The following is a 23,047-nucleotide window of genomic DNA, read 5'->3' on the forward strand; positions in this document are numbered from 1 at the left end:
CGCCTAAATACCGCCACTCCCCCCTACCCAGCGCTGCAACCGCCGCCACGATCCGCGCAAACGCCTCCGCCGCCGCCGGCACCGTCGTTCGGGCGCGCAGGAAGCTGTGCACCAGTCTCGGCTCCTCGTGCCACCACGCCTTGCCGCCGGCAGAAACAATCCGGTCGCGATAGATCTCGCCATCCGACGACAGCGGATCGCATTGCGCCGTGACGATCACCGTCGGCGGCAGGCCGGAGAAATCCGTGTCGCGCAGCGGCGCAAAAGTCGGATCGTCCAGCGATTGCCGCCTGGCCGAACGGACGTCGCGGTAGAAGGCGATGTCGGCCACCGACAGCAGCGGCGCCTCGGCGTGCTCGATATAGGAGCGGGCGGTCTCGTCACCGCCGAGTTCGGGATAGATCAGCACCTGGCCAATGGCAGCGCTGGCGTGGCGGCGCGTCGCCTGCGCCACCGCCGCGGCGAGATTGCCGCCCGCACTTTCGCCGCACAGCACCAGCGGCAGACCTGATGTGGCGGCTGCCCATTCGAAGGCGGCCACCGCATCGTCGAAGGCGGCGGGATGAAGATCCTCCGGCGCCAGCCGGTAGTCGACCGACAGCACGTCGAAACCGGTGCCGGCGCAGAGCTCGGCGCAAATGTCGTCATGGCTTTCGAGCCCGCCGAGGATGAAGCCGCCGCCGTGGTAGTAGACCACCATCACCTTCGCGGCCGTGCCGGCAAGCTGGTAGCGGCGGACCGGGATGTCGCGGCCAGCCGCAGCGATTAGCCCGTCGCTGGCCTTGACGCCTGCCGGGCGGCCCTGGTGGAAAGCCCGGCTCATACGGTCATAGACGGCGCGCTGCTTGTCGATCGGCAGGCCGATGATTTCGGGCGGGTACCAGGCATTGACGGCGTCGATATAGGCCCAAAGGGCCGGGTCGAGCCTTGTTTCGTAGGGGCCGCGCGTCATAGATCGGCGTAGAGAGCGGCCGCGTTGTCGAAGCTGAAACGCAGCGGAACCGAGCCCTCGACCTGCCAGGCGGTGACGGTCTCGCCCGCCAGCAGCCGGCAGGCGCCATCGGTGTCGGTGACGGCGCCGCCATAGAGGCGGTTGGCGAGGTTGAGAATGCCGGTCTGGTGCATGGCCGCGCTGCCGCTGCCGCAGGCATCCTTGACCAGCAGCACACGAAAGCCTTTGGCCACCGCATCCTTGACGGAGGCGTCGATGCAGGCCTCGGTCCAGACGCCGGATACCACCAGCCATTCGATGCCCGAAGACTTGATGTCGCGCGCCGCCGGCCCGGTGCGGAAGGCGCTGGCCTCGGCCTTGATCAGCAGCGCCTCGCCGTCGATTGGCGCCACCTCACGGCAGATCTCGGTCAGCGGATCGCTCTTGTCGGAAAAAGCCGACTTGCCGTCCTCACCGACCGGATGAAAGGGGCGGTCCTGGCTGTCGAGATCGACGATGTAAGCCCAGTGGTAAAGCGGCACATGGTTCCGCCGCGCCGCCGCCTGCAGGCGCTGGACGTTGGCGAGGATCGTTGCGTAGCCGTCGACCAGGTAGCGCGGATCCTGCCGGTGCTCCTCCTGCAGGTCGATGAAGATCGCGGCCACGGTGCCGGGTTTGATGGAGATGTGGGTTTTCATGCGGCGCCTGCGTGATGCATGGGCGGCCGTGCTTGGCCAAAAGCCGACGCCGTTCCGTTACCGAGCTGGCGCAAACGGTGGCGATTGGCCGAAGCACCCATGACTTCGTCATCCACGGGCGGAGCGGGAGCGAAGCGGACGCGCAGACCCGAGGATCCATGCCGTGACGTTGGCCGAGAGGTGCAGCGGAGGAGAATCTGCACCGTGGCGACGCATTGAGGTCGCGGCATGGATCCTAGGGTCTGCGCCGCGTCGCTGCGCTCCTTGCTTCGCCCTAGGATGACGAAGGAATAAGGGTACGAGCTGGTAGCAAAGACGTCACCGAGGCGGGCTGCGGATATCAAACCTTTCCCTCCAGAAACTCATCCTCATAGGGAAAGCGCGACAGAAGCTCTGTACCCGTCTCCGTGATCAGGATCTCGTCCTCCAGCTTGACGCCCTCGCGACCGCCCTTTTCGCCGATGTAGCTTTCGACGCTCACCACCATGCCTGGCACGATATGGCCGTCGCGGCCATAGGTTTCGTAATCCATGGAATGCGCAATGAACGGCGTTTCGCCATGCATGCCGACGCCATGCATGACCGAGGTGTAGCGCTGGTCGACGAAACGGTCAGGGATCTTCCACGCCTTTTCGGCGATCTCGCGGAACGCCATGCCGGGTTTGACGATCGAGATGTTGTGCTGAACCTGGTCGTGCGCCATGCGGTAGAGCGACTTCTGGTAGGGCGTCGGCTTGCCCGGCCCGCAGCGGAAGGTGCGCGAGAAATCCGAATAATAGCCGTAGCAGCCGATCGTGTCGGTATCGAGCGCCAAAAGTTCGCCGGGCCGGATCTTGCGGCCGCTGGCCTCGTTGAACCATGGGTTGGTGCGCTGGCCGGAGGTGAGCAGCCGGGTCTCGATGAACTCGCCGCCCTGGCGGATGACCTCGCCATACATGATGGCGAACAGGTCGTTTTCGGAGACGCCGGGCTTGATCGCCTCACGCACCGCATAGACGGCGGCCTCGGCGCCGGCCATCGACACCTGCAGGCATTTGACTTCCTCGGGCGTCTTCACCGCGCGCACGGCGAGGATTTCGCCCTGGCAATCGCGGACCTCGCAGCCGCGCTTTTCAAGCGCCAACGCCTGCAGATGGCTGCAGCGATCGAGGCCGAGCTTCATCGAGCCGCCGCCATGCTGCTTCAAGAGCTCGGCGATCTCGTCGGCGAAGGGGCCGGCGGTCTCGTCGTCGCGGCCCGAGACCGACGACCAGACCAGCTTGGAAGGCCGCGCCTCGTCGATCGTGTCGAGCACCATGGAGACATGGTAGCTCTGCGGGTATTCGAACAGCACGATCGGCCCTTCGGTCGGGATAAAGAAATAGCGGGTCGAGTTGCGCAGGAAATAGCCGAACATGTTGCGCGAGCCGGTGGCGTAGCGCTGGTTGTAGGGGTCGAACAACACGACGCCGCCATAGCCGGCGTCGCGCATCCAGCCGCGCAGTTTCGCCAGCCGGCCTTTGCGCAGCGCATCGGCATCGATGTAGGACGGCTCGGTGTCCGACAGCCACATGCCGCCGGCCGGATCGGCCGCCGCGGGGTGGCGCATGCGGTCCTTGAAGTCCACGTCCTCGGTGCTGTCGGGGTCGAATACGACGATGCTCATGGGGGTACGGCCTTGGCTGGGTTGCGAGGTCGGAGCATGACGCAGGAGGGGCGGAGGGATTGTGCGGAAAACCGCATGTGTTGTGCGGGATGCCGCTGGAGGCCAATGTATGGCGCTGCCCTCTCACCCAGCCTCCGCTTCGCTCGGCTGACCGTTCCGGGGCGAGCCACGTATCTCGCCCGTCCTCCGGACCCCCGAGGGGAGAGGAGATCGCCAGCGCCGGCGCCAGTCTCTTCTCCCCAGCGGGGAGAAGGTGGCCGCGCAGCGGCCGGATGAGGGGGCCTACCCTCATAAAGCGCCGCCCCTAGTGCCGTCTCGCCAGCTTCGGCGGATGCCCATGCTCCTCGCGAAACGCCCGGGCAAAGCTCGACATCGAGGCGAAGCCGCAGGCGAGCGCCACGTCGCGCACGGCGAGCGTGGAATGCGCCAGCAGATCGGCGGCCCGTTTCAGCCGGAGCCGGCGGTAGTAGCCATTGGGCGAAATGGCGAGTTCCGAGCGGAAGCTGCGTTCGAGTTTGTCTGAGGAGACGCCGAGCTTCGCGGTCAGCTCGGCCATGCCGAGCCGTTCTTCGACCGCGTCCTCCATGATGGCGATCGCCGACAGCACCAGCTCGTTCTGCACCCCGGTGCGCAGGCGCAACGGCATCAGCTTGCGGTCGACACTGGAGCGCAGCTGACTGTGCACGAACCATTCGGCAACGCCGGCGGCAAGCTCGGCGCCGTAGTCCCTGGTGATGATCTCCAGCATCATGTCGAGGCTGCCGACGCCGCCGGCCGAGGTGAAGCGCTTGCGATCGATGACATAGAGGTCGCGCCTGAGCTCGATGTTGGGGAAGGCTTCGGTGAAGGCGGCCTGGCTGGTCCAGTGCAAGGTGCAGGCATGGCCGTCGAGCAGGCCCGCCCGCGCCAGGAAGAACGCCGCATCCGCCACAGCGCCGATATGGGCGCCATTGCGCAGGCTCTTGCGGATCCAGCTTGCCGCGTCTTCGGCAACGAGGTGATCGGCATCGCCACCCGAACAGACGACGATGCGATCGACCTTCGGCGCATCGTCGGCGTAAAAACCCGGCTGGATGACGACGCCGTTCGAGGCCTCGACCGCGCCTTGGGTGGCCCCGACGATGATCCAGCGATAGCACTGCCGTTTCGCCAGGACATTGGCGGCGCGCAGCGGCTCGATGACCGAGCTGAACGCCATCATCGGAAAGCCGGGAAACACCAGCACCGCGAAGGTGAGGGGGGTGTCGGTGGGTCTTGGCGGGGCGTGTGTAGCCATGGGGCGCTACACTTCGGGCAGATGGGGTGCGGCGTCAATTGGGCTGATGCTTGAACCTGGAACGTCAGCGCCGCCCCTCACCTGCCTGCCGGCATCCTCTCCCCGTAAACGGGGCGAGGGACGCTGTTATCGGCGCTTACGCCAATCACCGGCGGCCGCGGTTAGCGTCTTTCTCCCCGTCGCTATACGGGGAGAAATGCCCGGCAGGGCAATGAGGGGCGGCGCCGATTTTGGCGATTTGAGGTCTATCCCCCCAGCGCCTGATCCAGATCGGCGATCAGATCGTCGCCATCCTCGATCCCCGCCGACAACCTTACCAGCGAATCCGATATGCCGATCTCGGCCCGCTTCTCCGCCGGAATGGACCCATGCGTCATCAGCGCCGGATGCTCGATCAGGCTTTCCACACCGCCGAGGCTTTCGGCGAGCGTGAACAGCTGCGTGCGTTCGAGGAACTTTTTGGTGCCGGCGAGGTCGCGGTCGAGCACGGTCGTGATCATGCCGCCGAAGGCGTGCATCTGCTGGACGGCGACGGCGTGCTGCGGGTGGCTGGCGAGGCCGGGATAGATGACGCGGCGGACGTCGCGGCGCGCTTCCAGCCACTGCGCAATCTTCAGGCCGTTGGCGGAGTGGCGCTCCATCCTGAGCGCCAGCGTCTTCAGCCCGCGCAGCGCCAGAAAGCTGTCGAACGGGCCTGAAATGGCGCCGATGGCGTTCTGCAGGAATTTCAGCTGGGCGGCGAGGTCCTTGTTGTCGCCGACCACGGCGACGCCGCCGACCATATCGGAATGGCCGTTGAGATATTTGGTCGTCGAATGCACGACGATATCGATGCCGAGCTCCAGCGGCCGTTGGATATAGGGGCTGCAGAAGGTGTTGTCGGCGACCGACAGGATGCCCTTGCGTTTGGCAAGTGCGGCGACGCCTTCGAGGTCGACGATGCGCAGCAGCGGGTTGGTCGGCGTCTCGACCCACAGCATTTTTGTCTCGGGCCGGATCGCGGCTTCCACGGCGGCGAGGACGGTGAAGTCGACGAACGAGACCTGCAGATTGGCCGAGCGTTTGCGCACCCGCTCCATCAGCCGGAACGAGCCGCCATAGATGTCGTCGGTGGCGACGATGTGGGCGCCGGAATCGAGCAACTCCAGCACGGTGGCGATCGCCGCCAGCCCGGACGCAAAGGCGAACGCAGCCGAGCCGCTTTCGAGATCGGCCACGGCGCGCTCGAAGGCAAAGCGCGTCGGGTTCTGGCTGCGGGCATATTCAAAACCCTTGTGCACGCCGGGCGACTGCTGGGCAAAGGTCGAGGTGGCGTAGATCGGCACCATCACCGCGCCGGTCAGCGGGTCGTGGCTCTGGCCGCCATGGATGGTGCGCGTCGAGAAAGCCAGACGGTTTTTTCCGGCCGGCGGAGTATTGCTGGTCATCGTGCGCGCCTCAAATGGTTGATCAGGTCGATGCGGGTAATCAGGCCGACGAACTCGTCGCCGTCGAAGATGATGGCGACCTCGTTGCGGTCGAAGACCGGCAGCAGCGCGTCCAGCGTCTGGCTGGCCTGCAGCGTGTGCAGATTGGAGGTCATCGCCGTGCGCACCGGGCCGTTGAAACGCTCCCAGCGGCCGTCATAGGGGCCGTCGACCTTGGCCAGGATGTCGCTTTCGTCGACGATGCCGACGAGCTTGCCATTGTCGAGCACCGGCAGCTGCGAGACATCGGAACGGCGCATGCGGCCATAGGCGTTGAGCAGGCTTTCGTCCGGGCCGACATAGACGGTGTCGCCGGTGCGGTGCGAGCGCATCACCAGGTCGCGCAGATCGCCATGCTGCTCGTGCTCGGCCAGACCCTGCTCGGCCAGCCAGAAATCGTCGAACACTTTCGACAGATACTTGTTGCCGCTGTCGCAGACGAAGGTGACGACGCGCTTGGGCACCGTCTGCTCGCGGCAATAGCGCAGCGCCGCCGACAACAGCGTCCCCGAGGATGAGCCGGCGAGGATACCTTCCTTGGACAAGAGGTCGCGCACCGCCAGCATGCTCTGCTTGTCGGGGATGGAATAGGCCTTCTTGACCAGCGACAGATCGGCATTGGGCGGCACGAAATCCTCGCCGATGCCTTCCACCGTCCAGCTGCCGGCCTCTTCCATCTTGCCGGTCTTGATCAGCGGCGCCAGCACCGAGCCGACCGGATCGGCCAGCACCATTTCGGTCTTCGGCGACACTTTGGCGAAGTAGCGGCCAAGCCCGGTCAGCGTGCCGCCCGAGCCGACTCCGACGACAACGGCATCGACGTCACCGTCGAGCTGCGAAAAGATTTCCGGGCCGGTGGTGGCTTCATGCGCCAGCGGATTGGCCGGGTTGGCGAACTGGTTGGCATAGAAGGCGCCGGGCGTTTCCGCCGCGATCTTCTCGGCCATGTCCTGGTAATATTCGGCATGGCCCTTGCCGACATCGGAGCGCGTCATGCGCACCTCGGCGCCGAGCGCGCGCAGATGCTGGATCTTTTCGCGCGACATCTTGTCGGGTACCACCAGCACGATGCGATAGCCCTTGGGGATGCCGACCTGGGCAAGGCCGAGGCCGGTATTGCCGGCGGTCGCCTCGACGATGGTGCCGCCGCGCCTGAGCTTGCCCTGCTTTTCAGCCGCGGCGATCATCGACAGCGCGATGCGGTCCTTGATCGAGCCGCCGGGGTTCTGGCTTTCGAGCTTGATGAACAGCCGGCACTTGCCGGTGTCGAATTTGGTCAGTTCGACCACCGGCGTCTGGCCGATCAGGTCGAGCACCGATTTGTAGGGCGGACGCAGGCGGGACAATTCGTCGGCTGCGGCGATCTCATGCTCGCTCATATCGATGCTCCATGACCAAGCGACCGCCTCTGGGCGGGCGGCAGCGTATCCTCTTTTCCAGCCCTTTGCAGTCGGAAAGAAGATAGATCGTGCCAATCAACCGGCCAGATGGGGAATGAAATTCCCGGGGTTGGGTTGGCAAGAGTCCCTTCGAAGTCAGGCGAACCCTCCGCGCGTTCGTCATCCTAGGGCGAAGCGACGCGAAGCGGAGTGTAGACCCTAGGATCCAAGCCGTGACATTGGTCGAAGAATGCAGCGGTGGAGAAATAATTTAAGGCATCCCGCTTGTATCGAATAGGTTTGCACCGCCGCAAAGTTCGCAGGTCGCGGCATGGATCCTAGGGTCTCCGCGACGTCGCTTCGCTCCTGCTCCGCCCTAGGATGACGAAGGCGTGGGGCTGCGTTGAGTCTCTACCCCAGCAGCTGCTTGCTCAGCCTCGCACACTGCACGCGAATATCCGGGATGGCGTCGATCTCGAAGAAGGTGCCGCGCGTCAGCGGGCCGACGGCGAGGATCTTGGCCGAAACGGTGCCGTCGCCGGCGATGATCTCGCAATTGGCTGACACGTCGAGGCCGATGCGCAGCGGGTCCGGCCGTGCCAGGCCGCGGTCGACCAGCGAGCGCACGACGCTGTTCGACGAGGTCGAGATGTCCCGGACGATGCCCGAGCAATCATAGATGCGCGCGACCTCGAAGGTCTCGAGGCGCTGCGTATGGCGCGACTGGACCTGGACTGTGAATTCGCCGTTGCGCGCGATGTGGACGACGCGGCCGGCGACCAGGCGGATGCGGCCGGATTGCACGGCTTGCGTGACGCGGGCGTAGACCTCGGGCGCCATGCGATGGCGGTGGATGTCCCACCAGGCCTTGGTGTGCTCGACGAAGCGACGCTTGGCGGAAGCCGGCCAGTTCTGCCAGATCTTCTGGTTGAACGGCCGCAGGCCGTCGACGACGTCGCGCCAGTCGATGCCGGCCTTCTGGTTTTCCTTGATCAGGTCGCGGAACCAGCCGACGAAATAGGACAATTGGGTGCCGAGCGGAATGTCGGCGACGTCGAGCTTGATCGGATTGCCCTTGCGATGCGGCGAGGGCAGCAGGCCGCGCCTGGACACGGCGATGATGTCGCCGCGATGGCCGCGCTGCTCCAGCGCCAGGAAGGCGTCGACCATGCTGAGACCGGTGCCCAGCACCATGACGCCGGCGTCGGGGGGAAGTGCTGTGTCGGCTTCCGATCCCATCCTGATGGCATGGCCTTGCGCCGGCTCCTCGTCGTGGCCGGTGGCCAGCACGGCGAGATGCGCAACGACGCTGGTGCCGTTGGCCAGCGCCACTTCGACACCGGATGCGGTGGGCGTGATCGAGAGGCTTTCCTCGCGGATCAGCCGAAGCCGCCCGGTCTGCTTTTCGCGCGCCTGCAGCTCATCGAGCAACTCGCCGAGGTAACGGGCATAGATGCTGCGCGGTGCATAGAAGGGCGCCTGCTCGGCCGTTGCCAGGCCGCGTTCCTGCAGCCAGCGCCAAAAATTGCCGGGATCGTCGGCATAGGCGCTCATGCCGGCGGCGCTGACATTCAAGACATGCGCCGACAGCAGCGTCGAATAGGCGATGCCCTGGCCGAAATGCGGACGCCTTTCGATCAGCGTGACGCGCAGGTCGGGATTGGGCGACTTCAGGAGATGCGCGGCCAGCACGACGCCGCTGGCGCCGCCGCCGACAATGATGATGGAGTTGGCGCGCCCGGTCATAAGCATGCCTTCGCCGTGCGCAGCGCCAGCGTTAGGCTTGGACCTTCACCGCGACCGGCAGATCGCTGATGTCCCTCGCAACCGACAGGTCGTCGAGAGAGATATCGCGCATTTCGGCGAGGCTGCGCTGATCGAGCACCTCGGCGATCGCCTGCCGGACCTCGAGCATCAGATGTCGGACTTGGCATGTCGCCTCGTTGCAATCTTCACAGCGCTGGTACTGGGTGCGGCTAGCGCAGGGGATCGGCGCCAGCGGACCGTCGAGGACGCGCACGACATGGCCGACCTTGATCTCGTCGGCGGGGCGCGCCAGGCGGTAGCCGCCATCCTTGCCCTTGCGGCTCTGGACGAAGCCGGCATTGCGCAACTCGCCCAGGATGGCGTCGAGAAATTTCTTCGGGATGTTGTTGCCGGTGGCGACGTCGTTGACGAAGGCGAGCTGCCCGGCCGGCAATCGAGCGAGGTGGACGAGCGCCTTGAGGCCGTACTTGCCCTTTTTCGTGAGCATGAGATCAAAATTTCTCTGTCATGCGACGGCGCGAGACCATCGGGTGCAAAACGCCTGGCGTGCGTTGCCGCCGCGTCCAAGCCCGCATGACACATAAATTCTAGTGACATGATGTACAAGCCGAGAGCTGTTGATTTTGCTTCGTTTTCAAGCCGCTGTGGCCATTTTGACCGATCTTTGTGCTCGCAAGGACACAAAAGCGCACGACTCTGACGGCCGAAGCGCGATCATCGCGATATGGTGACTGCTCATCGTCGCCTCCAGTCTTAATGTCGATAAGATTACTATACTTACCCTCGAACTCGCGGAATGGGTTGTCAAATCCACCGACGTTTGAGGCATGGATTTGCCCGATAAGAGCCGGAGATGGAATTCTCTTGCGGATGGAGGCGCCGACATCAGAAGACTTCGGACCGTGGCCGAGCCGCCACAATCACCCTATCCGCCCTATCCGCCAACGACCAACAGCTTTTTTCTAACAAGCCCGCCTTCCTTGGAAGGATTTAACTCTACAAAGCCAATAGAATTAGCTGACTATCATGGGGCATTCCAGTTTCTCTCTTTTCAGGAGCCCTTCATGTCCACGATTTCGCGACGCATAATTCTGCTCTCATCGGCGGCCCTTGCGGGTGCTGCCTTCCTCGGCCCGGCCCTTGCGGACGATCTCAAGATCACCATCGGCTATCAGACGGTGGTCGAACCTTCGAAAGTGCCGCAGGCCGACGGCGCCTATGAGAAGGCGACGAAGGCAGCGATCGACTGGCGGAAATTCGATTCCGGCGCCGATGTCATCGCCGCGGTGGCTTCCGGTTCGGTCGATATCGGCTATGTCGGCTCGAGCCCGCTGGCGGCTGCGGCGAGCCGCGAGCTGCCGATCCAGACCATCTTCATCGTCGGCCTGATCGGCGAATCAGAGGCGCTGGTGGCGCGCAACGGCGCCGGCATCGAGAAGGTCGCCGATCTTGCCGGCAAGAAGGTCGCCGTGCCCTTCGTCTCGACGACGCATTACAGCCTGCTCGCCGCCCTGAAGCATGAGGGCGTCGATCCGAAGTCGGTCGAGATCCTCAATCTCAGGCCACCGGAAATCGCGGCGGCCTTTTCGCGCGGCGACATCGACGCGGCTTATGTCTGGGATCCGGCGCTCGGCCAGATCAAGACGACGGGCAAGGTGGTGGTGGATTCCTCGCAGGTCGCCGCCTGGGGTGCGCCAACCTTCGACGCCTGGATCGTGCGCACCGACTTCGCCGAAAAGAACCCGGAAGCGGTACGCGACTTCGTCAAGGTGACGGGCGCGGCCTATGCCGAGTTCCTCGCAAAGCCCGACGCCTGGTCGGTGTCGTCGCCGCAGGCGGCGGCGATCGCCAAGCTCACCGGCGCCAAGCTGGAAGAAGTGCCGCAGCTGCTCAAGGGCTATGTCTTCCCGACGCTCGAAGAGCAGGCCTCCGACAAATTCCTCGGCGGCGGCACGGTCAAGGCGGTGGAAGCGACATCCGCCTTCCTCAAGGAGCAAGGCAAGATCGACGCCGTGCTGCCGGACTATTCGAAATACGTGTCGTCGAAATACGTCACCCAGGCGCTGGCCTCGAACTGAGCGCCTGACCCACACGGAACGCGCGCGGATCTCCTTCCCTGACGCCGCGTGCTGACTGCCCCGGAACCGCTGACGAGGAGCGGTTCCGGGGCAGTCGGATTTCAACGAACCGCGAGGCTTCCATGCCGCATCTCGTGCTCGACCCCCATCTCGTACTGGACAAGGTCTCGATCCACTATGACGGCCAGGCGGAGCCTGCCGTCGAGCTTGTGTCGATCGATATCGCCAAGGGCGATTTCGTCGTGCTGGTGGGCCGTTCCGGCTGCGGCAAGACCTCGCTGCTCAACGTCGCCGCCGGCCTTGTCGCCCCGGCGCGCGGTACGGCTTCCATCAACGGCAAGCCGATCACCGCACCTGGCTCGGACCGCGCGGTGGTGTTCCAGAACGATGCTTTGTTCCCATGGCTGACCGCGCGCGAAAACGTTGCCTTCGCGCTGCGGCTGCGTGGCATCAAGCCAGCCGAGCGAGCGCGGCGCGCCGATGAGCTCCTGGCGCTGGTGAAGCTCACCGACGCCGGCGACAAGCGCATCTGGGAGCTCTCCGGCGGCATGCGGCAGCGTGTCGGCCTGGCCCGGGCGCTCGCCGCCGAACCCGAATTCCTGCTGCTCGACGAACCGCTCGGCGCTCTCGATGCGCTGACGCGCGAGCGCATGCAGACGACGCTGCTCGATTTGTGGACGGCAAGCGAGGTCGGCGTGCTGATGGTCACGCACGGCATCGAGGAGGCGCTGGTGCTGGCCACGCGCATCGTCGTTCTGGCGCCCGGCCCGGGCCGCGTGGTGCGGAGCTTCGAACCCGGTTTCTCCAGGCGCTACGCCTCGGGCGAAGCCATTCGCACCATCAAGGCCGACCCGGCCTTCGCCGCGGCGCGCGGTGAATTGACCGACGCGATCTTCGAAGGAGAGGCGGCATGACCGTTACCTCCTACACCGAGCGGCCGGGACACAAGATCGACGAGGCTGACGGCCTGTCGGTGCCGTGGTCGCGGCCGAGCCCAAAACGCAAAGGCGTTTCGGCGCGCGCGGTCAGCGTGGTGACCATCCTGGTGGTGCTGGCGCTGTGGGCGCTGTCGGCTCGCCTGCAACTGGTGTCGCCAGTGTTCCTGCCTTCGCCGGTTGCGGTGTGGAACAAATTCATCACCGTCGCCCGCGACGGCTTTGTCGATGCGACGCTGCTGCAGCATGCGGTCGCCAGCCTGGGCCGGGTTTTCGCGGCACTGGTCGCCGCCATCCTCGTCGGCGTGCCGGTTGGGCTCGCCATCGGCATCAGCACGATCGGGCGCGGCATCTTCGATCCGCTGCTGGAGTTCCTGCGGCCTATCCCGCCGCTCGCCTACCTGCCGCTGGTCATCATCTGGTTCGGCATCGGCGAGCCGTCGAAGATCCTGGTGATCGCCATTGCCATGCTGGCGCCGGTGGCGCTGTCGACCGCGTCCGGCGTTCGCGGCGTCTCGCAGGAGCGCATCAACGCGGCGCGCTCGCTGGGTGCTACCCAGCGCCAAGTGGTCCGCCATGTGATCCTGCCCAGCGCGCTGCCGGCGATCCTAACCGGCCTGCGCATTGCGCTCGGCGCCGGCTGGTCGACGCTGGTCGCCGCCGAACTGGTGGCGGCGACACGCGGGCTTGGCTTCATGATCCAGTCGGCCGCCCAGTTCCTCGTCACCGACGTGGTTGTGATGGGCATTCTGGTGATCGCGGCCATCGCCTTCGTGCTGGAATTCACCCTCCGCAGGATCGAGCGCGTGCTCGTCCCGTGGGCGGGACGCGAATGATCGGAGCCCAGAGGAGCAGGAGAGAGAATGACGATGACCCATTCCATCGCCGTGCTGTTCGCCCAAGCCGGTAACTGGCTTCTCGCTTGGACCAAGGAAAGCCAGCCGCTTGAACAGCAACCGAAAACGCCAACGCCGGTCCGCTGGGACGCCGAGCGCGACCGCCTGCCGCCACGCGACGAGAGTTTTTACTGGGCCTGGCAGTATTGGTCGCAGTAAGGGGGCTCGACTTGCGCTAGCCGCCGCGTCTTCGTCATCCTAGGGCGGAGCAAGGAGCGAAGCGACGCGGCGCAGACCCTAGGATCCATGCCGCGACGGTGATGCTATGCTCCGGCGGTGCAAGAGACCGAGCGCCTACCACCCGGTCCCGCGAAAGAGCTCGAACCATTCCGGATTGGTTGTCTCGATCAACTCCATTGGCGCGACCAGCGTTTCAGGGACTTCTCACGTTGGATCGCATCGGTGATGTCGAAATACTCCTCGTACCAGACAAGGCGTTGCACGCCGTAGCGACTGGTGAAGCCTGAGCCTTGGCCAGACTTGTGCTCGGGTACACGGCGACCGAGATCGTTGGTGACGCCGATGTAGATCGTACCGCGTTTCTGGCTCGCGGTCATGTAGACGTAGCCGGTCATGGTTGAGGGGTAGCGAACGTTGGTGTGCGTACAAGCGCCATTCTGATCTGTTGCATTCTAAGGCAAATGTCACGGCATGGATCCTAGGCTCTGCGCCGCGTCGCTTCGCTCCTTGCTTCGCCCTGGGATGACGAACGCAGGGTTGATCGCAGAAAACAATTCCATTTACCGCAGCGAACTCGCAAAATCATTCCTCTACTAAATTTATAGAACTACCTAGCCTGATCCATCTTCCAACCGGCGAGGCCATTTCCGGCGCCGATCCGCAGCGAAGGAGAGGGATCAATGTTCAATCTGACCAAGCCTTTCAATCTAACGAGACGTGTTTTCGGCATCGGCCTGCTGGCGGCGACGGTTGCCGTGTCGTTTGGCGCCGCGGCGCAGGAGTTGAAGCAGCTCAGCATCGGCTATCAGAAGACCGGTCTGCCGGTGATCGCCAGGCAGCAGCAGGTGATCGAAAAGGCCCTTGAAGACAAGGGCGTGACGGTCAAATGGGTCGAGTTCACCGCCGGGCCGCCGCTGGTCGAGGCGCTTAATGTCGGCGCCATCGATGTCGGCTGGACCGGCGACGCACCGCCGATCTTCGGCCAGTCGGCCGGCGCCAACATCGTCTATGCGGCGGCGCTGCCGTCGAATGGCGATGGCGAGGCGATCTTCGTCAAGCCGGCGTCGCCGATCCAGTCGGTCGCCGATCTCAAGGGAAAGCGCGTCGGTGTCGGCAAGGGCACCAGCGCGCATAATCTGCTCGTCGCCGCCCTGGAAAAGGCCGGCATTGCCTTCGACCAGATCACGCCGGTCTATCTCAGCCCGGCGGATGCGGCCGCAGCCTTCGCCAGCGACCAGATCGATGCCTGGAGCGTTTGGGATCCGTTCTTTGCCATCGCCGAAACCCGCTACCAGCCGCGTGTGCTGGCCCGCTCAAGTGAGGCGCTTAGGGTTAACACCTACTTCCTCGCCAACAAGGATTTCGCCAAGGCGCACCCCGAAACCATCACCACGACGATATCGGCCCTTGGCGAGGCGGCGAAATGGGCCGACCAGAACCGCGACAAGGTGGCCGCGGCGCTGCATGAGGTGACCGGCGTGCCGCTCGACGCGCAGATCATCGCCGCCAACCGCACCAAATTCGGCATCTTTCCGATCACCGACGAGATCATCGCCGGCCAGCAGGCGACCGCCGACCGCTTCTACAAGCTCGGGCTGATCCCGAAAGCGGTCCGCATCTCCGACGCGGTCTGGACAGCACCCGGCAACTAACTTGTTCCCTGACGGCGCCGGGTGAGAACGCCCGGCGCCATTTGCGTTTGCACCCATATCTCCAGGAGATCCGCCCGTGACTGTGCCAGACATGACCGCGCCTGCCAGCACCGCACCGCTCGATTTCTTCTGGTTCATTCCGACGCATGGCGACGGTTCCTATCTCGGCTCCGAGGAGCAGCAGCGGCCGCCCGAATTCGGCTACTTCAAGGAGATCGCGCAGGCTGTCGACCGGCTCGGCTTTCCCGGCGTGCTGTTGCCGACCGGCCAGAATTGCGAGGATTCCTGGATCACAGCGACGGGTTTGGCGACGCTGACCGAAAAACTGAAATTCCTGGTTGCGCTGCGGCCGGGCGTCACGCTGCCGACTTTCGCCGCGCGCCAGACCGCCGCACTCGACCGCTTGAGCAATGGCCGCCTGCTGCTCAATGTCGTGGTCGGCGGCAACCCGACCGAGCTCGCCGGCGACGGCGTCTTCCTGCCGCATGACGAGCGCTATGCCCAGGCGCATGAGTTCCTGACCATCTGGCGCGGCCTGGTGTCCGGCGAGCGCATCAATTTCGACGGCAAATATTACCGCGTCGAGAATGGCCGCCTCGACCTTCTGCCGCACCAGGAGCGGCCGCCGCTCTATTTCGGTGGGTCGTCGGACGCAGGCCAGGATCTCGCCGCCGACCTCGTCGACATGTATCTGACCTGGGGCGAGCCGCCGGCACAGGTGGCCGAGAAGCTGGCCGCGGCGCGCGCAAAGGCGGCACTGCGCGGCAGAAAACTCCGTTTCGGCATCAGGCTGCATTTCATCGTGCGCGAGACCGAGGACGAAGCCTGGCGCGCGCCGACCGGCTGATCAGCCATGTCACCGACGCGCAGATCGAAAACGCACAGGCGCGCTTCCTCAACCAGATGGATTCGGTCGGCCAGCGCCGCATGGCCGAGCTGCATGGCGGCCGCCGCGACAGGCTGGTCGTCTCGCCCAATCTGTGGGCCGGCGTCGGGCTGGTGCGCGGCGGCGCCGGCACGGCACTGGTCGGTACGCCGGAGCAGATCACTGAACGCATCCGCGAATACCAGGCGATCGGCATCGATACCATCATCGGCTCGGGCTATCCGCATCTCGAGGAAGCCTATCGCGTCGCCGAGCTTTTATTCCCTCGACTCGGGCTCGGCACCAGGCGGCAGCGGGCGCATGAGAACATCGCCAACGAATTCTCGGTCGGCTTCCATGGCGCCAACCGCCTGCAGGCTTCGTCATGAGCTTTGCCACGCGCCTGCATAACAATGCCATCGGCTGGCTGCTCCCGGCGCTGGTTATTGCCGGCTGGGAGATTGCCAGCCGCGTGGGCGTCATGCCCGCCAACGTGCTGCCGGCGCCAAGTGCGGTCGCCGAGGCCTTCTGGCGGCTGACGCTGTCGGGCGAACTGATCCGCAACATCGGCGTCTCGACCGCGCGCGCCCTTGCCGGCTTTGCCGTCGGCGGCTCGATCGGCTTTGCGCTTGGCCTTGCCAACGGGCTGTCGACGCTCAGCCGCGGCCTGACCGACACGACGCTGCAGATGATCCGCAACATTCCGCATCTGGCGCTGATCCCGCTGGTCATCCTGTGGTTCGGCATCGACGAGGAAGCCAAACTGTTCCTGGTGGCGCTCGGCGTGTTCTTTCCGATCTACGTCAACACGCTGCTCGGCATCCAGAGCGTCGACCCGCAACTGGTCGAGATGGGCCGCGTCTACGGCATGGACCGGCGCGCCCTGTTCTTCCGCGTCATCCTGCCCGGCGCGCTGCCGGCGATCTTCGTCGGCCTGCGCTATGCCCTGGGCATCATGTGGCTGACGCTGATCGTCGCCGAAACCATTTCGGCCAGCTCGGGCCTCGGCTACATGGCCATGCAGGCGCGCGAATTCCTGCTGATCGACGTCGTCGTGCTGTCGATCCTGATCTACGCGCTGCTCGGCAAGCTCGCCGACAGCCTCGCCCGCCTGCTCGAGCGGCTGTCGCTCGGCTGGCATCCGGCCTTCCAGAACGGATGAGAGATTGACCATGACCGCCGCCAGCCTGACCGCAGCCCGTTCCTTCGTCGCCACGCCGGTGCGGCCGATCGGCTCCGTCGAAGGACAGCGGGCCTTTGCCTTCAGGCATGCCGGCAAGCGCTTCGGCGACAAGACCGTCCTCGACGGCATCGACCTGGACGTGCCGGCCGGGCAGTTCCTTGCCGTCATCGGCAAGAGCGGCTGCGGCAAGAGCACGCTTTTGCGGCTTCTGGCCGGGCTCGATCGGCCGACATCGGGATCGCTGACATTCGGCCTCGAAGAGGAAGGGCACAGCCGCACGCGCTTCATGTTCCAGGAGCCACGGCTCCTGCCCTGGGCCAGCGTGGTGAAAAACGTCGAGGTCGGGCTGACCGGGATTGCATCGGGCGTGGAGGCAAGGCACCGCGCGCTCGACATCCTCGGCGAGGTCGGACTTGCCGACCGGGCCAACGAATGGCCCTCGGTGCTGTCGGGCGGCCAGAAGCAGCGCGTGGCGCTGGCCCGCGCGCTGGTCGGCCACCCGCAGATCCTGGCGCTCGACGAGCCGCTTGGCGCGCTCGACGCCCTGACCCGCATCGAGATGCAGCAGCTTCTGGAACGCATCTGGATCGCGCAGAAGTTCACGGCCGTTCTGGTCACGCATGATGTCGCCGAGGCGGTCGCGCTCGCCGACAGGGTCGTGGTGATCAGCGAAGGCCGGATCGCGCTTGATCTGGATGTACCCGTGGAACGGCCGCGCCGGCGCGGTTCGGTCGAGTTGGCCCGGCTGGAGGGCAAGATCTTGGACCGGCTGTTCGGGTAGGTTTGTTGGGGGCGGCGGCATTCTTTCTGAACCGGATAGATAGGTAACAGAATCGACCGACAGCATGGGCTTGCTCGCCGCGGTATGGCCGTCTTGTGGCGGCAGCGCGCTCGACGAGCGCCTTCCCCCACTCCGTCTCGGCTTCGCCGAGCCACCTCTCCCCCTCCGGAGGGAGAGGAAGGGAGCCAAGGTCGGCCAAGCTCGCGCCTTTCCTCTCCCCCGTCGATCGGGGGAGAGGTGGCGAGCGAAGCTCGACGGAGTGGGGGGGCGACCTTTCTTCGAAGCTCATCCTCGAGAGCGGTTCGCCCACACCAATCCCACCAGCCCGACCAGCATGGTGACGACGCCGATATAGAGCCATTGCGATTGGCCGGTCATGAAGCTGCCGCCGACAACGCCGACGCCTTGCAGAGACCACAGCGCGCCGACGGCAAGCACAATCAAGGCCAGCAGATTTTTGGTCAGCTTCATTGCCGGATCTCCCTTTTGAAGTCGATTGGTTGCAGCATCGGGGCCGCGATAAAAGAGCCAAAGGAAGTGGCCCGAAAATCCCTGACAGACTGTTACCCAGCGACTCCAAACGTGTGCCATTGCCACGGAACCGCCAGATCACTGCCGCATTTCGTGCCTTATTTGGCACCTAACGGCTGGGGTCTGTCAAAACGGAGCCATCCCCCAAATATGAAGAACTCAAAACAGACCGCGATTGTCGCGGTAACGATCGCTGCTGGCCTGATGGTCGGCGCTTCTTCGGCGACCGCCGCCGCCCAGTGCGGCCGCGCCTCGTGGTATGCCCTGCACTCCAAGACCGCCTCGGGCGAGCGCATGAACCCGTCGGCGATGACCGCCGCGCATCGCACCTTGCCGTTCGGCACCAAGCTCAAGGTGACCAACAAGAACAACGGCCGCAGCGTCGTCGTGCGCATCAACGATCGCGGTCCGTTCATCAAGGGGCGCGTGCTCGACCTGTCGAAGGGTGCGGCCGGCCAGCTCGGCTTTATCGGCTCCGGCCATACGTCCGTGTGCATGGCGCGCGTCTAGAGCGACTGTTCTTGGACCATGAACTTTTCGAAAACCGGAATCCACTTTTCGGGATCATGGTCGGGTGTCCGGCAAAGGGGCCGGACACACTACCTACACATTTCGCAGCCGCACACTGAGCCGGCTGGCGCCGTTCGGCCCCGATTTCCATGGCCTTGAACCAAAGAAGCATTGGTCACGCAGCGTGACGTATTGCATCGCAGCAATTAGTTGTTAACTTCCGCGCGAGACATTTAAGGCTCGGCGCTGCTCGTCGTCCCTTCGGTCGCAGGCAGCAGCGGGGTTCTCGATGTTCTACCAGCTCTATGAAATGAACCACGCCGCCTTGCAGCCCGCGCGCCTCTATGCCGACGCGGTGCGGATGTTCTATTCCAATCCGCTCAATCCATTTTCCCACACGCAATGGGGCCGTTCGATCGCAGCAACGGCCGAACTGTTCGAGCGCACCACGCGCCGCTACGGCAAGCCGGCGTTCGGCCTGAGCAAGACCGTGGTCGACTGGAAGAGCGTCGAGGTCGCCGAGAAGACCGTCTGGTCGAAGCCGTTCTGCAATCTCGTCCGCTTCGAGCGGGCCGTCCCCGCCGGGCGCAAGCCCGACCCGAAGCTTCTCATCGTGGCGCCGATGTCGGGCCACTATGCGACGCTGCTGCGCGGCACGGTCGAAGCCATGCTGCCCTATGCCGACGTGCACATCACCGATTGGGTCGATGCCCGCATGGTGCCGCTTGCCGACGGCCAATTCGATCTCGACGACTACATCGACTATGTCATCGACATGCTGCACACGCTGGGGCCGGACACGCATGTGATGGCAGTGTGCCAGCCTTCCGTGCCGGTGCTGGCCGCCGTGGCGTTGATGGAAACCAAGGGCGACCCCTTCGTGCCCTCGACCATGACCTTGATGGGCGGCCCGATCGACACCCGCAGCAACCCGACCGCGGTCAATCTGCTGGCGCAGGAAAAGGGCATCGACTGGTTCCGCGACAATGTCGTGATGCATGCGCCCTGGCCGGTGCCGGGCTTCGGCCGCGAGGTCTATCCAGGCTTCCTGCAGCTGTCCGGCTTCATGAGCATGAACCTCGACCGCCACATCATCGCCCACAAGGACTTCTTCATGCATCTGGTGAAGCATGATGGCGACAATGCCGAGAAGCACCGCGATTTCTACGACGAGTATCTGGCTGTCATGGACCTGACGGCGGAGTTTTATCTGCAGACCGTCGACACCGTCTTCGTGCGCCAGGCCCTGCCCAAGGGCGAGATGACGCATCGCGGCACCCGGATCGATCCGTCAGCGATCCGCAACGTCGCGCTGTTCACGGTCGAAGGCGAGAACGACGACATATCGGGCCTTGGCCAGACCAAGGCGGCGCATGATCTGTGTCCCAACATCCCGGCTGAGCGGCATGCCCACTACATGCAGCCGGCGGTGGGCCATTACGGCGTGTTCAACGGTTCGCGCTTCCGTTCCGAAATCGTGCCGCGCATCGTCGACTTCATCACCAGCTATGGCCGCCAGGAGCGTGTCGCGGTGAAGCCGAAGCTGGTCCGCGCCGTCAAGAGATAATGCAGGCCGTCCAAGATTGCGGGTTTGGGACAATGACCTGCACAAACCAAGATTAACGGCGACAAACCGGTGCAATTGACCGGTAAAAGCCGGCTGGCTGGCCGATTCTGTTGCACAAGTGCCGCTGTCCAGCCCATCGGGTAACCATGCCGACAATCCGACCGTCGTCGTAATTGACACGGACTGTAAATCCCCCTTAACCTTTCGTTAATAACAAAGGGTGAGCGGGGACAATGATTTCCTCATCGATGGCGCGACGGCTGCGCGTGTATGTGGCGGCCGGGCTGGCAATGACGGCAGGCTGGGTGGCACCGGCCTTAGCGGGTGGAGCGATGGCGACCGGGGGACTTACCTCGCAGCCGATCGGCCACTATGATTTCTGCAAGCTGCATCCGGGCGAGTGCTCGATCCGCCCGACCAATCTGGCGCCGGCTCCGATGAGCGACGGGCTGATGCGCAAGCTTCTCAATGTCACCGCCAGGGTCAACGCCGCCGTCAAGCCGATGAGCGACATGGAAATCTACGGCAAGGACGAGGTCTGGGCCTATCCCGACAAGGGCGTCGGCGATTGCGAGGACTATGTGCTGGAAAAGCGGCGCCAGCTTTCGCGCATGAGCATCTCGCTTGCCGATCTTCTGATCACCGTCGTGCGCAAGCCCGACGGCGAGGGCCACGCCGTGCTGACGGTGCGCACCGACGAGGGCGACTATGTGCTCGACAATCTGACCGACAAGGTCAAGCCATGGGACGCGACCGGTTACCGCTTCCTCAAGCGGCAGGCGATCGACAACACCGGCCGCTGGGTCTCGATCCGCGGTGGCCAGCAGGTTCTGGTCGGCGCGGTGCAGTAGGCACCAGCAACGGCGGCTTCCCTAGGGGCGGCATCCAACGCTTCGTCATCCCAGGGCGGAGCAGGAGCGAAGCTCCGTCGCGAAGACCCTGGGATCCATGCCGTGATGCCGATGAAGAACGCTGCGGCGCAGGAACAGGCGCCTGCAATCGTCATACTGTCATCACCAGATCTTTTGCACCGCCGCGACGCTCGCAGTTCGTGGTATGGATCCTGCGCGTCCGCTTCGCCGTGGATGACGAAATCGAAGTCCCCCGACAAATTTCAACATCTCCGTGAACCATTTCGCTCCGGCCAGCGACACACAGCCGTGAACCGAAACCAACCATGGAGACTTCAGATGACTGCTTTTCTGCGAAACACCCTTCTTGCCGCTCTCGCGGTGTCGAGCATGGCCGGATCCGCCATGGCCGATCAGACCACCAGCTGTTCCAAAACCAACCTCAACGACCTCTGGGCCGGCCGCTGTTGCGGTGATGCCGGGGCGTCGGACTGCCTGGGTGGTGGAAACAACGGCCACGGCGATCATGGCCGGGGCGGTAATGGCGGCACGGCCGGCAAGAAGTGATCTCACCACTGAGCCCGCCGGCGATCCGCCGGCGGGCAGTTTCCTCGTGAGCAGGCGAACTTGCACCGGCGCGGACCGTCAGACTACGGCCGCTGGTTTAACGCCCCGCGGATCGATGCGGTGATGCGGCGAAGCTCCGCCTCGTCGAGTTTCTCGATGTTTTCCGCCAGCAGGTTGGCAAGCTCGGTGGCGGCGGGGGAAAGCCCCGACGTGTCGAGTTTTACACGCGGGTGCGAGGCCTCGGCCAGCCGCGCCAGTTCCTCGGCATCGTCCCAGATGATGTTGAAATAGCCGATGATCTTCTGGATCAGCGTCCAGGTCGGGGCGCCGCGCCTGCCATGTTCGAGCGCCGACAGATAGGCGGCGCTGACGCCGATCGCCGCCGCCATGTCCTTCTGGCGGACACCGCGTTCGCTTCTCAGCGCGCGCAGCTTCTCGCCGAACGGGGTCATGCCTCCACCTTCATGAACGAACTCCTCACACGCGCGCCCGCCGCAGGCGGATATAGAGCGCACCCGAACCGCCATGATTGCGGGCGGCATGGTCGTGGCTGGAGACGAGCGGCCTGAAGGCAGGCGTCGACAGCCAGGCAGGCACGGCGCGCCGCAACACGCCATCGCCGCCGGAGGACGAGCCCTTGCCGGTGATGACCAGGACATAGCGGACGCCGCCGGCATGCGCCCGGTGCAGGAACGAAAACAGCAGCGAATAGGCCTCATCCTGCGTCATGCCGTGCAGATCGACGCGGCCCTCGATCGGCAGCCGGCCTTTCGACAATTTGTCCAGCGTCGGCTCGTCGAGGCGGTGCGTGACATGCTGAGCCTTCGGCTTTGCGGCTCCTGCGGCGTTGGCAGAGGCCAGCGTCGGCTGCGGCTGATTTGGCCTGGCCTCGGCGGCAATGTCGGGGATGTCGACGGCGAATTTGCCCTTCAGCGGCTTGGCCGTGCGCGCCACCAGGTTCCACAGAACCCGGTCGTCCTCGCTGAGCTTGTCCGGGCGCCGGGTCATCGGATCGCACCCGCAACGAGCGCGCGCGGCACCAGTGCATAAAAATCCGCGGCATTGCGGACCACGCCGGCGATCTCGCCCGCGGCATCGCCCGAACCGGCGAACAGGTCGCCCCGCGCGGACCCGGTGATGGCCGAGCCGGTATCCTGCGCGATCATCAGGCGGCGGAATGGTTTTGCGTCGAAGGCGGTGAGCGTCGGCGCGTCGATGTAAAAGGGCGTGCCGAATGTATGCAGCAGGCGGTCGACGGCGATCGAGCGGCCCGGCGTCAGCGGCACCTT

At 64.7% G+C, this 23,047-nt stretch carries 23 protein-coding genes and 2 pseudogenes; 12 read left to right on the forward strand and 13 right to left on the reverse strand.

Annotation, left to right across the window (positions count from 1 at the left end; genetic code table 11):
* The 8 genes from EN943_RS18845 to EN943_RS18885 all read right to left on the reverse strand — a co-directional run.
* On the reverse strand, positions 1 to 952 hold a 952-nt coding region (locus tag EN943_RS18845), incomplete at its 3' end, for an alpha/beta hydrolase (RefSeq protein ID WP_164778256.1).
* Positions 949 to 1,629: an isochorismatase family protein gene (locus EN943_RS18850; protein ID WP_127414128.1), complete on the reverse strand. Its 681-nt coding sequence runs from the start codon at positions 1,627 to 1,629 to the stop codon at positions 949 to 951. The genes EN943_RS18845 and EN943_RS18850, both read right to left, overlap by 4 nt.
* Before the next feature lie 340 nt (positions 1,630 to 1,969).
* The gene (locus EN943_RS18860; RefSeq protein WP_127414129.1) at positions 1,970 to 3,274 is read right to left on the reverse strand and encodes a Xaa-Pro peptidase family protein; all 1,305 of its coding nucleotides are present in this window, start codon (positions 3,272 to 3,274) and stop codon (positions 1,970 to 1,972) included.
* 304 nt (positions 3,275 to 3,578) lie between these two features.
* Positions 3,579 to 4,550: a GlxA family transcriptional regulator gene (locus EN943_RS18865; protein WP_127414130.1), complete on the reverse strand. Its 972-nt coding sequence runs from the start codon at positions 4,548 to 4,550 to the stop codon at positions 3,579 to 3,581.
* 245 nt (positions 4,551 to 4,795) lie between these two features.
* Positions 4,796 to 5,977 (reverse strand): PLP-dependent aspartate aminotransferase family protein, encoded by a 1,182-nt coding sequence (locus EN943_RS18870; RefSeq protein ID WP_127414131.1) that lies wholly within the window; start codon positions 5,975 to 5,977, stop codon positions 4,796 to 4,798.
* Positions 5,974 to 7,395, reverse strand: coding sequence for a pyridoxal-phosphate dependent enzyme (locus EN943_RS18875; RefSeq protein WP_127414132.1), 1,422 nt, complete (start codon positions 7,393 to 7,395; stop codon positions 5,974 to 5,976). The genes EN943_RS18870 and EN943_RS18875 overlap by 4 nt, the downstream gene beginning before the upstream one ends.
* Before the next feature lie 411 nt (positions 7,396 to 7,806).
* Complete coding sequence (locus EN943_RS18880; protein WP_127414147.1) at positions 7,807 to 9,141, reverse strand: FAD/NAD(P)-binding protein; 1,335 nt, start codon at positions 9,139 to 9,141, stop codon at positions 7,807 to 7,809.
* Between the two features lie 31 nt (positions 9,142 to 9,172).
* A complete protein-coding gene (locus EN943_RS18885) occupies positions 9,173 to 9,649 on the reverse strand; it encodes an Rrf2 family transcriptional regulator (protein WP_127414133.1) in 477 nt (158 codons plus the stop codon).
* A 577-nt stretch (positions 9,650 to 10,226) separates the two neighbouring features.
* Here EN943_RS18885 and tauA point away from each other — a divergent pair.
* From tauA to EN943_RS18905, 4 genes are all read left to right on the forward strand, one after another.
* On the forward strand, positions 10,227 to 11,240 hold the full coding sequence (tauA, locus tag EN943_RS18890; protein ID WP_127414134.1) for a taurine ABC transporter substrate-binding protein: 1,014 nt from the start codon (positions 10,227 to 10,229) through the stop codon (positions 11,238 to 11,240).
* Between the two features lie 122 nt (positions 11,241 to 11,362).
* Positions 11,363 to 12,154 (forward strand): taurine ABC transporter ATP-binding protein, encoded by a 792-nt coding sequence (locus tag EN943_RS18895; protein WP_127414135.1) that lies wholly within the window; start codon positions 11,363 to 11,365, stop codon positions 12,152 to 12,154.
* A complete protein-coding gene (locus EN943_RS18900) occupies positions 12,151 to 13,011 on the forward strand; it encodes an ABC transporter permease subunit (protein WP_127414136.1) in 861 nt (286 codons plus the stop codon). The genes EN943_RS18895 and EN943_RS18900 overlap by 4 nt, the downstream gene beginning before the upstream one ends.
* 27 nt (positions 13,012 to 13,038) lie before the next feature.
* Positions 13,039 to 13,230 (forward strand): hypothetical protein, encoded by a 192-nt coding sequence (locus tag EN943_RS18905; protein WP_348630105.1) that lies wholly within the window; start codon positions 13,039 to 13,041, stop codon positions 13,228 to 13,230.
* A 135-nt stretch (positions 13,231 to 13,365) separates the two neighbouring features.
* Here EN943_RS18905 and EN943_RS18910 read toward each other — a convergent pair.
* Positions 13,366 to 13,646, reverse strand: a pseudogene (locus EN943_RS18910) (GIY-YIG nuclease family protein).
* A 285-nt stretch (positions 13,647 to 13,931) separates the two neighbouring features.
* Between EN943_RS18910 and EN943_RS18915 the strand changes: the two are divergent.
* From EN943_RS18915 to EN943_RS18930, 4 genes and pseudogenes are all read left to right on the forward strand, one after another.
* Positions 13,932 to 14,903 (forward strand): sulfonate ABC transporter substrate-binding protein, encoded by a 972-nt coding sequence (locus tag EN943_RS18915; protein WP_127414138.1) that lies wholly within the window; start codon positions 13,932 to 13,934, stop codon positions 14,901 to 14,903.
* Between the two features lie 91 nt (positions 14,904 to 14,994).
* Positions 14,995 to 16,157 (forward strand): annotated as a pseudogene (ssuD, locus tag EN943_RS18920) (FMNH2-dependent alkanesulfonate monooxygenase).
* A complete protein-coding gene (locus EN943_RS18925) occupies positions 16,154 to 16,930 on the forward strand; it encodes an ABC transporter permease subunit (protein ID WP_127414139.1) in 777 nt (258 codons plus the stop codon). The pseudogene ssuD and the gene EN943_RS18925 overlap by 4 nt, the downstream one beginning before the upstream one ends.
* A 10-nt stretch (positions 16,931 to 16,940) precedes the next feature.
* The gene (locus EN943_RS18930) at positions 16,941 to 17,732 is read left to right on the forward strand and encodes an ATP-binding cassette domain-containing protein (protein WP_127414140.1); all 792 of its coding nucleotides are present in this window, start codon (positions 16,941 to 16,943) and stop codon (positions 17,730 to 17,732) included.
* A gap of 285 nt (positions 17,733 to 18,017) precedes the next feature.
* Here the strand turns inward: EN943_RS18930 and EN943_RS37675 are convergent, their stop codons facing one another.
* Positions 18,018 to 18,203 (reverse strand): hypothetical protein, encoded by a 186-nt coding sequence (locus tag EN943_RS37675; protein ID WP_164778257.1) that lies wholly within the window; start codon positions 18,201 to 18,203, stop codon positions 18,018 to 18,020.
* A 210-nt stretch (positions 18,204 to 18,413) separates the two neighbouring features.
* On the opposite strand from EN943_RS37675, the gene EN943_RS18940 reads away from it, so the two are divergent.
* From EN943_RS18940 to EN943_RS18960, 4 genes are all read left to right on the forward strand, one after another.
* Positions 18,414 to 18,773, forward strand: a complete 360-nt coding sequence (locus EN943_RS18940; RefSeq protein WP_127414141.1) for a septal ring lytic transglycosylase RlpA family protein — start codon at positions 18,414 to 18,416, stop codon at positions 18,771 to 18,773.
* A 289-nt stretch (positions 18,774 to 19,062) separates the two neighbouring features.
* The gene (locus EN943_RS18945; RefSeq protein WP_127414142.1) at positions 19,063 to 20,340 is read left to right on the forward strand and encodes a polyhydroxyalkanoate depolymerase; all 1,278 of its coding nucleotides are present in this window, start codon (positions 19,063 to 19,065) and stop codon (positions 20,338 to 20,340) included.
* 233 nt (positions 20,341 to 20,573) lie between these two features.
* Positions 20,574 to 21,191: a transglutaminase-like cysteine peptidase gene (locus EN943_RS18955; RefSeq protein WP_127414143.1), complete on the forward strand. Its 618-nt coding sequence runs from the start codon at positions 20,574 to 20,576 to the stop codon at positions 21,189 to 21,191.
* Between the two features lie 405 nt (positions 21,192 to 21,596).
* Positions 21,597 to 21,758 carry a hypothetical protein gene (locus tag EN943_RS18960; RefSeq protein ID WP_245475903.1) on the forward strand — a complete coding sequence of 54 codons (162 nt, stop codon included), beginning with the start codon at positions 21,597 to 21,599 and terminating at the stop codon, positions 21,756 to 21,758.
* A gap of 83 nt (positions 21,759 to 21,841) precedes the next feature.
* Here the strand turns inward: EN943_RS18960 and EN943_RS18965 are convergent, their stop codons facing one another.
* From EN943_RS18965 to EN943_RS18975, 3 genes are all read right to left on the reverse strand, one after another.
* Entirely contained in the window at positions 21,842 to 22,210 is a 369-nt protein-coding gene (locus EN943_RS18965) for a helix-turn-helix transcriptional regulator (protein WP_127414145.1), read from the reverse strand.
* 25 nt (positions 22,211 to 22,235) lie between these two features.
* The gene (locus EN943_RS18970; RefSeq protein WP_127414146.1) at positions 22,236 to 22,766 is read right to left on the reverse strand and encodes a Smr/MutS family protein; all 531 of its coding nucleotides are present in this window, start codon (positions 22,764 to 22,766) and stop codon (positions 22,236 to 22,238) included.
* Positions 22,763 to 23,047 (reverse strand): 3D domain-containing protein (locus tag EN943_RS18975; RefSeq protein WP_245475905.1); only part of this gene is annotated, 285 nt, incomplete at its 5' end. The genes EN943_RS18975 and EN943_RS18970, both read right to left, overlap by 4 nt.

The sequence above is a fragment of the Mesorhizobium sp. M7A.F.Ca.US.006.01.1.1 genome (genome assembly GCF_003997935.1).
Lineage (GTDB): Bacteria > Pseudomonadota > Alphaproteobacteria > Rhizobiales > Rhizobiaceae > Mesorhizobium.

Excerpts from the sequence above, each read along its gene's own strand:
- EN943_RS18940 (WP_127414141.1), top strand. The coding sequence starts at position 18,414 with ATGAAGAACTCAAAACAGACCGCGATTGTCGCGGTAACGATCGCTGCT.
- EN943_RS18965 (WP_127414145.1), bottom strand. The coding sequence starts at position 22,210 with ATGACCCCGTTCGGCGAGAAGCTGCGCGCGCTGAGAAGCGAACGCGGT.
- EN943_RS18945 (WP_127414142.1), top strand. The coding sequence starts at position 19,063 with ATGTTCTACCAGCTCTATGAAATGAACCACGCCGCCTTGCAGCCCGCG.
- EN943_RS18850 (WP_127414128.1), bottom strand. The coding sequence starts at position 1,629 with ATGAAAACCCACATCTCCATCAAACCCGGCACCGTGGCCGCGATCTTC.
- EN943_RS18955 (WP_127414143.1), top strand. The coding sequence starts at position 20,574 with ATGATTTCCTCATCGATGGCGCGACGGCTGCGCGTGTATGTGGCGGCC.
- EN943_RS18885 (WP_127414133.1), bottom strand. The coding sequence starts at position 9,649 with ATGCTCACGAAAAAGGGCAAGTACGGCCTCAAGGCGCTCGTCCACCTC.
- EN943_RS18880 (WP_127414147.1), bottom strand. The coding sequence starts at position 9,141 with ATGACCGGGCGCGCCAACTCCATCATCATTGTCGGCGGCGGCGCCAGC.
- EN943_RS18925 (WP_127414139.1), top strand. The coding sequence starts at position 16,154 with ATGAGCTTTGCCACGCGCCTGCATAACAATGCCATCGGCTGGCTGCTC.
- EN943_RS18930 (WP_127414140.1), top strand. The coding sequence starts at position 16,941 with ATGACCGCCGCCAGCCTGACCGCAGCCCGTTCCTTCGTCGCCACGCCG.
- EN943_RS18895 (WP_127414135.1), top strand. The coding sequence starts at position 11,363 with ATGCCGCATCTCGTGCTCGACCCCCATCTCGTACTGGACAAGGTCTCG.
- EN943_RS18875 (WP_127414132.1), bottom strand. The coding sequence starts at position 7,395 with ATGAGCGAGCATGAGATCGCCGCAGCCGACGAATTGTCCCGCCTGCGT.
- EN943_RS18905 (WP_348630105.1), top strand. The coding sequence starts at position 13,039 with ATGACGATGACCCATTCCATCGCCGTGCTGTTCGCCCAAGCCGGTAAC.
- EN943_RS18915 (WP_127414138.1), top strand. The coding sequence starts at position 13,932 with ATGTTCAATCTGACCAAGCCTTTCAATCTAACGAGACGTGTTTTCGGC.
- EN943_RS18900 (WP_127414136.1), top strand. The coding sequence starts at position 12,151 with ATGACCGTTACCTCCTACACCGAGCGGCCGGGACACAAGATCGACGAG.
- EN943_RS18970 (WP_127414146.1), bottom strand. The coding sequence starts at position 22,766 with ATGACCCGGCGCCCGGACAAGCTCAGCGAGGACGACCGGGTTCTGTGG.
- EN943_RS18870 (WP_127414131.1), bottom strand. The coding sequence starts at position 5,977 with ATGACCAGCAATACTCCGCCGGCCGGAAAAAACCGTCTGGCTTTCTCG.
- tauA (WP_127414134.1), top strand. The coding sequence starts at position 10,227 with ATGTCCACGATTTCGCGACGCATAATTCTGCTCTCATCGGCGGCCCTT.
- EN943_RS18865 (WP_127414130.1), bottom strand. The coding sequence starts at position 4,550 with ATGGCTACACACGCCCCGCCAAGACCCACCGACACCCCCCTCACCTTC.
- EN943_RS18960 (WP_245475903.1), top strand. The coding sequence starts at position 21,597 with ATGGCCGATCAGACCACCAGCTGTTCCAAAACCAACCTCAACGACCTC.
- EN943_RS37675 (WP_164778257.1), bottom strand. The coding sequence starts at position 18,203 with ATGAAGCTGACCAAAAATCTGCTGGCCTTGATTGTGCTTGCCGTCGGC.
- EN943_RS18860 (WP_127414129.1), bottom strand. The coding sequence starts at position 3,274 with ATGAGCATCGTCGTATTCGACCCCGACAGCACCGAGGACGTGGACTTC.